Here is a 6500-nt window from a genome sequence, read left to right on the forward strand (position 1 = left end):
TCGTCGGGTGGCGCTTCGCTCTCCTCGATCGACCCCACGCTCGCAAGGATCCGCATCACGAGAAACAGTTCCTTCCGCCGCTCGCGTGGGATCTGCCGGAAAATGCGCACGCAATACTGCTCGCTGGCATTCAGCGACGCCATCGGAGGCCGTCGCGCCAATGACCTATCTCTCTTCGATGGCCGGTCATCAGGTGACGCCAGCGTCGCGATCGGTTTGAACGCAGGCTTTGGCGAGCAGACACTCAGCAACCCATTGGCGTCATACTCGACCAGGCCGAGCGACTTCAGCCTGCCGGTGATACCGCCCCGGCTCCGGCCAAGCCGGGCCGCCAACCCCTGAATGTCGCCCAGTCCCGAAAACCCGTCATAGAGCGCGGCTTCCTCGGCGACCGACCAGGGCGCACCGACACGAGTTGCCGGGACCTCTGCGTCGGGATCCCTCACCTGCGAAACGCTGACTTCCATACTCGACCCGCTATCTGAACATGCACCTATCCAGCCGCAATCGATGACGATTCCTGTCATGGAGCGCGGTCGGGCGCAAGGGTGCCAGGCATGAGATGACCAAACGGCCCTCAGTCTCCCTCAGGCGCACTGGCGGGAGACGGCCAGGGGCCGTCCCCGCCAGCGCGCATCGGTCGCGCTTCGGACCCTTCGGTCATCTCATACCGTCATCCCCTGCCCCCGCCCGTGCTCCATGACCGGTCGTTGATTGTCTTCAATGAGAAGATAATCCGAACCAAGGAGTTCACCATCATGTCGAATAACGCCGCGAAATGCGCCAGCTGGCGCGAACACGTCACCCTCACCTGCCCCGGCATCGCCGAGATGACGACCATCGCCCACAGGGTCGGCACCGCCGATGCGGACTGGCAGAGACTTCGCGAGAACAGCGCTCAGTGGATGGACGGCCTGCTCTACGCAATAGCGGAGTTCATGAGCGCCGAAGACCTCGAGGGCTTCATCGTCCGGCTGAACGAGTTCCTCTATCACGAGGCGATGACGGCCGGTCTTGCTCTCCATCGGAGCACAGGTGCCCTGCTCGATCAGGCTCCGGAAAGCCGGACGGCATGGAATGCTGCATGTGCGGCGATGGTCGCGGGCGCGTTGCGCACCGCGTTCGAGGAGGTGTCGTTCATCAGCTCGGCTTATCTCGCTCCCGCGCCGATCGCAGACGGAAACCCGCCGCGGTTTGTGGACCAGACCGGTCTGTCTCGCACAGAAGCGGCATAGCCCACCCTCACGCCCGGCCTTCGATCGGGCTCGCGAACGCTTCGATCTCGACCGGCTCAACGAGAGCCGGTCCATCGGTGCCAACCCGATTGACCATCCGCGACACCGGCCAGGCCTCGACCTGGCCCGCGCTGCTCCGCGTCAGCACATCAGCCGCATCGGTCGTTCCTCCCTCGAGCCAGCGGGACCAGTCGTCCTCACCCACCACCAGCGGCGCGCGGTGATGAATATCGGACAGCGATGCCGGTGCGGCCGTCGTGATGATCGCGATCGACAATTCCGCCGGAAAGTCGCGATGGGGCTTGCGGACCGAGATGATTCCGCCCAGCGCAATCGGCGCACCGTCCGTCTGGCCCATCGCGTAGGGCTGCTTCAGCCCCGACGCGACCGGCTTCCATTCGTACCAGCAGCGGACCGGGATCAGGCAACGGGTTGACTTGAACGCGGAACCGAACAGCCTGCTCGATGCTACCGTCTCCGCCTTCGCGTTGATCGGTCGGATCTTCGCGTACTCCGGCGATTTCTCCCACGATGCCAGAAACCCCCAGTCGGCAGAACAGACCACCCGTTGCCCGCCATGGCCGCGGCGAACCGCCATGACGCCCTGACCCGGCGCGACGTTCCACCGGTTGACGGCGCGTGAGCGGACGTCAGTGCTGCCGAACAGGCGATCCAGCGCCCCTTCCGGAAACGCCTGCGCGATCCTGCCGCACATCAGGGGTTGTCCCCACTCGCAGCATCATCGGGACCAGAACCCACAGAACTGCGGCCATGATGCTTCGCACAGAGATCGGCGAAGAACGGCGGGTTCATGTTCCTTAACCCGTTGGCATCGATCAGCCCAAGCCGGACCAGACGCCGTCGGATCGAAGATAGGCTTCGCCCACATCTGACGCTGGTGATCCGCGGCGTCTCGTTCACGAGAAATCCTTCGTAGATGATCCGATCCTCCGCCTCGGTCCAAGGCCCAGACGGATCGGTCTCCTGCAATCCCATCGAACACCTCCAAACCACAGGCAGGTCATCGGCGCGAGTCGTGTCATGCCGGGCGACCGGCCGCAAGGGCAAGGCGAGCGCGCATAGGGCGCGCCCTTGCCCCCGGCCGCCCGGGCATGACCCGCGGTCATCGTCTTCAATGGGAAGATAATCCGAAATGGAGAGTTCGATGACCAACCAGACCATCATCAGGGTCCGCTACAGCTCGATCGACGGCGCAAGCCGGGCCCGCACATTCACGACGATCGAGGCTGCGCGCACCTTCGCCCACCACTGGGTCGGCAAGACCCCCGAAATGGGCGGTCGCTACGCGATCAGCGGCGACGGCATCGGCAAGATCGAGGTGCGCGGCACCACCCTCGACATCCTGTTCCCGGAGGCCGTGTGATGAGCATCAGCTTTCATCCCTACGTGTTCGATGCCGCTGACAACACCTGGCGCATCCCGGCCGCCTGCGACACCGACGACGAGCGGTTCGACATCAACATGTGCAACGCCAACGCCCTCGACGTGCTCGAAGAGCTCGGCTTCCCGGACCAGAGCACCAGCGACGTGCCGGTGCCGATCGAGGATTTCCTCGAGCGCATCACCCGGGCGCTGCGCAGCCAGATCGACAGGCCGTCACCGCCGCTCGAAAGCCGCACCGTCCGCACCGGTTACGGCATGGCGATCATCATCGGCGCGCGACAGGAAGGATATGTCGGCAAACGCCTCCACCAGATCGCGCTCATGGCGCGGCAGAGCCGGGATGCCGGTGCCACCCACATCGGATGGGCATGAGGAGAACGGACATGGAACAGATTTATCTCACCCGCATGGATGAGGGTATCCGCGTCATGCGCGAGGTCATCGCGGCCGAAAAGCCGTTCTCGCTGCTGTTCTGGCACATGGATGAGGATGAGCTCAACGAGCATTTCGGCCCGGGATGGAAGCATGGGATCGCTTCGGGAAATATGGAGCATACCTGTCAGACGGCCGCGTGCGCGATCGGCTGGATGAGCGCCGATCCCTGGCACATCCGGCAGGGGCTTGGAATAGGAACCTTCGAGGACGGACCCCGTCTGCCCTTCTTCCGCGATCGGCGAACCAACCGCATCCTCACCGAATGGGAAGCGGTCGCCGCATATTTCAGCATCACGACCGATGAAGGCAAGGCGCTCTTCGGATTCGATGATGATGTCGAACCCCCGCCCTACAGATCGGCCAGCGCAGTTCTCGCCGACATGATCGCCTTCCGTGCCGAAATGCAGCAGCGACACGACAGGATGATCGCCAATCAGCCGGTGGAGATCCTGTTCTAAGGGTCACCCCTGCTCGCGTCTTCATGCCACCTGCGGTCGTAACTGATCCCGATGGCAGGTCCGGCAACGAGGCAATCCACCAGTTCCGTCCCCCTCACCCACCATCGGCTGCCACGGTTCTGACCGACCCCGCAAGGGAAGGCCGCAAGCGGCCCGCGCGCCGATAGCAGCGCGCGCCCTTGCCCGGCCGGTCAGACCGCGGCCCGCACCCCGGCCGTCTTCGAACCGAAGATAGCCCCCGACATCAAGGACCAGACGATGACCAACATCGACAATGTCGTTGCGCTCTACGCAACGCCGACAGCATTGCGCTGCCCGACATCCGCCTCTCCCGCTGATACCCCGATCGTCCGCATGACCGCGGCTTTCCGCGCCATGCTCGATGCGCCGACCTCGCCGGTCGAGCTCGCCCTCCTGCGCCTCATCATCGGCGACGTCACCAACGGCAGCCTGACCGGCTCGGTCACATGGTCGCTCGATACGGTGATCAGGCAGATCGTGATCCGCCAGTGGCCCACAGGCCGCATCCTCGATCTCATGCCCTTCCCCGTCGAGCGGCTGGATCCGGCCAGCCGCGCGCTGCGCTTCGTCGCCCACACCGCCCTCGGCATCGCGACGATCGGCATCGCCGGCGATGCCGATCCCGCCCTGCGCGACGCCAACGGCCGCGCGATCGGATCGCCGATCGGCGTCTTCCCCTGACCGCGACATTCCCCCTCACCCCCAGCCAAGGAAACCGACAATGTCTGAAATCAGCAAATTCCGCAGCGACATCGCCATGATCCGCATGCACCACGGCATCCGGGTCATGTGCGAAGTCATCGCGGCCGATAAGCCGTTCTCGACCGGGATATGGTCGAGCGATCTCGATACCTTCGTCACGGAACAAACGGAGGAGTGCGAGATCGAGCCGAGCAAGTGTCTCGCATCCGGCAATCATAGGCATCCATGCGGAACCGCCGCATGCGCGGTCGGCTGGATGGCACAGGATCCATGGCACAACCGCCAGGGCTTGCGGCTCGGCATCGATGAAGACGGCACCCTCCAGCCATTCTGCCGCAACTACGAGAACAAAATCCTCGCCGGATGGAACGCCGTCGAGGCTTACTTTCAAATCTCCAGAAAGGAGGCCAGATCATTGTTCGGCTACGCGACCGAAACAGGGCGCGATACCGCTTCCGCCGTACTCGCGCGAATGCTCGCCTTCTTCGGCCCGGCGATGGAACGACATCTCGGCGCAAGATCGGACATCCCGTTCTGAAACGGGCATATATCCGCACCGCTGATAGGGGTTGAACGCAGATCGGCGATCTCTCCTGGATGATCTCTGCCGGACGATCGCCGATGAACCGCGTGCCGCTGCGGTGTATCGGTCCGCGCCGCCTTCAGCCCCGGACGCCGTTGCACCGCTCGGCGATGCCCTGACCTCCGAGATGTCCCAAGGTATCGATGCGACCTGGCCAATGCCCCGCCGATCGCTCCCGCTTCCCGACCGGGGCGGCCTCGGGACACGCCCCGCCTCACCCGAACGCACGTCGCGCCACCGCACCGCAGGTTGTTCGTCCGCCCGTGCCAAACGCTTGTCTGCTGGCTCTCTATTTTAATTCCGGCCAAGGTCGCGGCAGTTCAACCCGTCAGACACGCAACCTACCGCAGGGCCGGGACGCGCAAGCCGCAGGCCCCAAGAGGCCCGCGTCTTTCGCACCCCGACCCCGCGCGCTTGCATATCTTCAGGGTTGAGCAGCCACGAAGGCCGGAATTTCCGCTGCCTATCAGCAATCACGCTGAAGCAGAAAGGAACATACCGATGGCTATCAAGAAAGACCGCCAGCCGATCCAGATCACCCTCGAGACCGTCCGCGGCATCGCACCCGCCTACGGAACCTGCGAAAAGATCGCCGCCACCTTCATGCTCGAACCCGTCGATTACGACACCATCGCCCAAGCCACCTTCGACGGACTCATCGCGACCGGCAAAGCCCTCGAACTAAACCTCAGCGACGACGCCATGAAGATCCACTTCAGCCGGATCGTCGAAAATATCGTCAAGTCCGCCCATCGCTCCGCCGAATTCTATCACGAACGGGTCTCCGCCGCCCGCAGGCTCACCACGAGGATCGACTGCGACGACCGCGACGAAGACCGCGCCCCCGTCTACGGCTTCGACACCCCGGCCGAACGCGCCCGCGAATTCGCCGCCAAGGGCGCTCTCGCCGCCTACGCCCTCCTCGCCTCCGCCGAAGGTGCCGTCCGGGCCTTCGCCGAACTCATCGGCGAAGACTGGAAACCCTACGTCCCCCCCACCCCGAAATACCGCAGCATCCGCCGTCGTGCCGCGGAGCACGAGCTCGACACCCTCACACACTGATCCCACCGCATCAGGGCGGGGACCGAAAGGTCTCCGCCCTTTTCTGCGTCGCTCAGAGATCAGGCCACCGGAGCGAACAATGCGGCACCGATCCCGTCCCGCCACACCGACCGGATGGACCGGAACCACCGCCGGTTGTTCGTCCGCCCGTGCCAATAGCTCTCTGCTGGCATCTCTATTGTAATCCCGGCCAAGGTCGTGACTGTTCAACCCGTCAGATACGCAAGCTACCGCAAGGCCAGGATGCGCAAGCCGCAGGCCCCAAGAGGCCCGCGTCTTCCGCACCCCGACCTCGCGCGCTTGCGTATCTTCAGGGTTGAGCAGTCCCGAAGGCCGGAATTCCCGCTGCCTATCAGCAATCACGCTGAAGCAGAAAGGATCTCCCCGATGACCGCAATCCACTCCCACACCCTGACAACCCTCGGCGGTTTCGAATACGCGTTGATCGAAACCGTCATGACCGAAGACGGACCGATCACCGAAATCGTCTGGAACCGAGACATCCCCGAACCCGATCCCGCCGAACTCCCAGACTTCACCCTCCCCGACAACCTCCCCTTCTAACCGACAGGCCGGACCCGAAAGGGTTCGGCCTCCCCC

General features: G+C 64.1%; 10 protein-coding genes. 8 read left to right on the top strand and 2 right to left on the bottom strand.

From position 1 onward, the window contains the following. On the bottom strand, positions 1-467 hold a 467-nt coding region (locus tag ACP5E6_RS14075; RefSeq protein ID WP_427954954.1), incomplete at its 3' end, for a hypothetical protein. Between the two features lie 243 nt (positions 468-710). On the opposite strand from ACP5E6_RS14075, the gene ACP5E6_RS14080 reads away from it, so the two are divergent. Then, positions 711-1235, top strand: coding sequence for a hypothetical protein (locus ACP5E6_RS14080; protein WP_427954956.1), 525 nt, complete (start codon positions 711-713; stop codon positions 1233-1235). 7 nt (positions 1236-1242) lie between these two features. Here ACP5E6_RS14080 and ACP5E6_RS14085 read toward each other — a convergent pair whose 3' ends face one another. Continuing rightward, positions 1243-1950, bottom strand: coding sequence for an SOS response-associated peptidase (locus tag ACP5E6_RS14085; protein WP_427954958.1), 708 nt, complete (start codon positions 1948-1950; stop codon positions 1243-1245). A gap of 450 nt (positions 1951-2400) precedes the next feature. On the opposite strand from ACP5E6_RS14085, the gene ACP5E6_RS14090 reads away from it, so the two are divergent. From ACP5E6_RS14090 to ACP5E6_RS14120, 7 genes are all read left to right on the top strand, one after another. Continuing rightward, entirely contained in the window at positions 2401-2619 is a 219-nt protein-coding gene (locus ACP5E6_RS14090) for a hypothetical protein (protein WP_427954959.1), read from the top strand. Beyond that, a complete protein-coding gene (locus ACP5E6_RS14095) occupies positions 2619-3011 on the top strand; it encodes a hypothetical protein (protein ID WP_427954960.1) in 393 nt (130 codons plus the stop codon). The genes ACP5E6_RS14090 and ACP5E6_RS14095 overlap by 1 nt, the downstream gene beginning before the upstream one ends. A gap of 56 nt (positions 3012-3067) precedes the next feature. Then, complete coding sequence (locus ACP5E6_RS14100; protein ID WP_427954962.1) at positions 3068-3532, top strand: hypothetical protein; 465 nt, start codon at positions 3068-3070, stop codon at positions 3530-3532. Between the two features lie 258 nt (positions 3533-3790). After that, the gene (locus tag ACP5E6_RS14105) at positions 3791-4234 is read left to right on the top strand and encodes a hypothetical protein (protein ID WP_427954963.1); all 444 of its coding nucleotides are present in this window, start codon (positions 3791-3793) and stop codon (positions 4232-4234) included. Between the two features lie 40 nt (positions 4235-4274). Then, the gene (locus ACP5E6_RS14110) at positions 4275-4793 is read left to right on the top strand and encodes a hypothetical protein (RefSeq protein ID WP_427954964.1); all 519 of its coding nucleotides are present in this window, start codon (positions 4275-4277) and stop codon (positions 4791-4793) included. A gap of 546 nt (positions 4794-5339) precedes the next feature. Next, a complete protein-coding gene (locus tag ACP5E6_RS14115; protein WP_427954965.1) occupies positions 5340-5900 on the top strand; it encodes a hypothetical protein in 561 nt (186 codons plus the stop codon). A 387-nt stretch (positions 5901-6287) separates the two neighbouring features. Beyond that, a complete protein-coding gene (locus tag ACP5E6_RS14120) occupies positions 6288-6464 on the top strand; it encodes a hypothetical protein (protein ID WP_427954967.1) in 177 nt (58 codons plus the stop codon). Positions 6465-6500: the final 36 nt, after the last annotated feature.

The organism is Acidiphilium sp. (assembly GCF_049977125.1).
Classification (GTDB): Bacteria; Pseudomonadota; Alphaproteobacteria; order Acetobacterales; family Acetobacteraceae; genus Acidiphilium.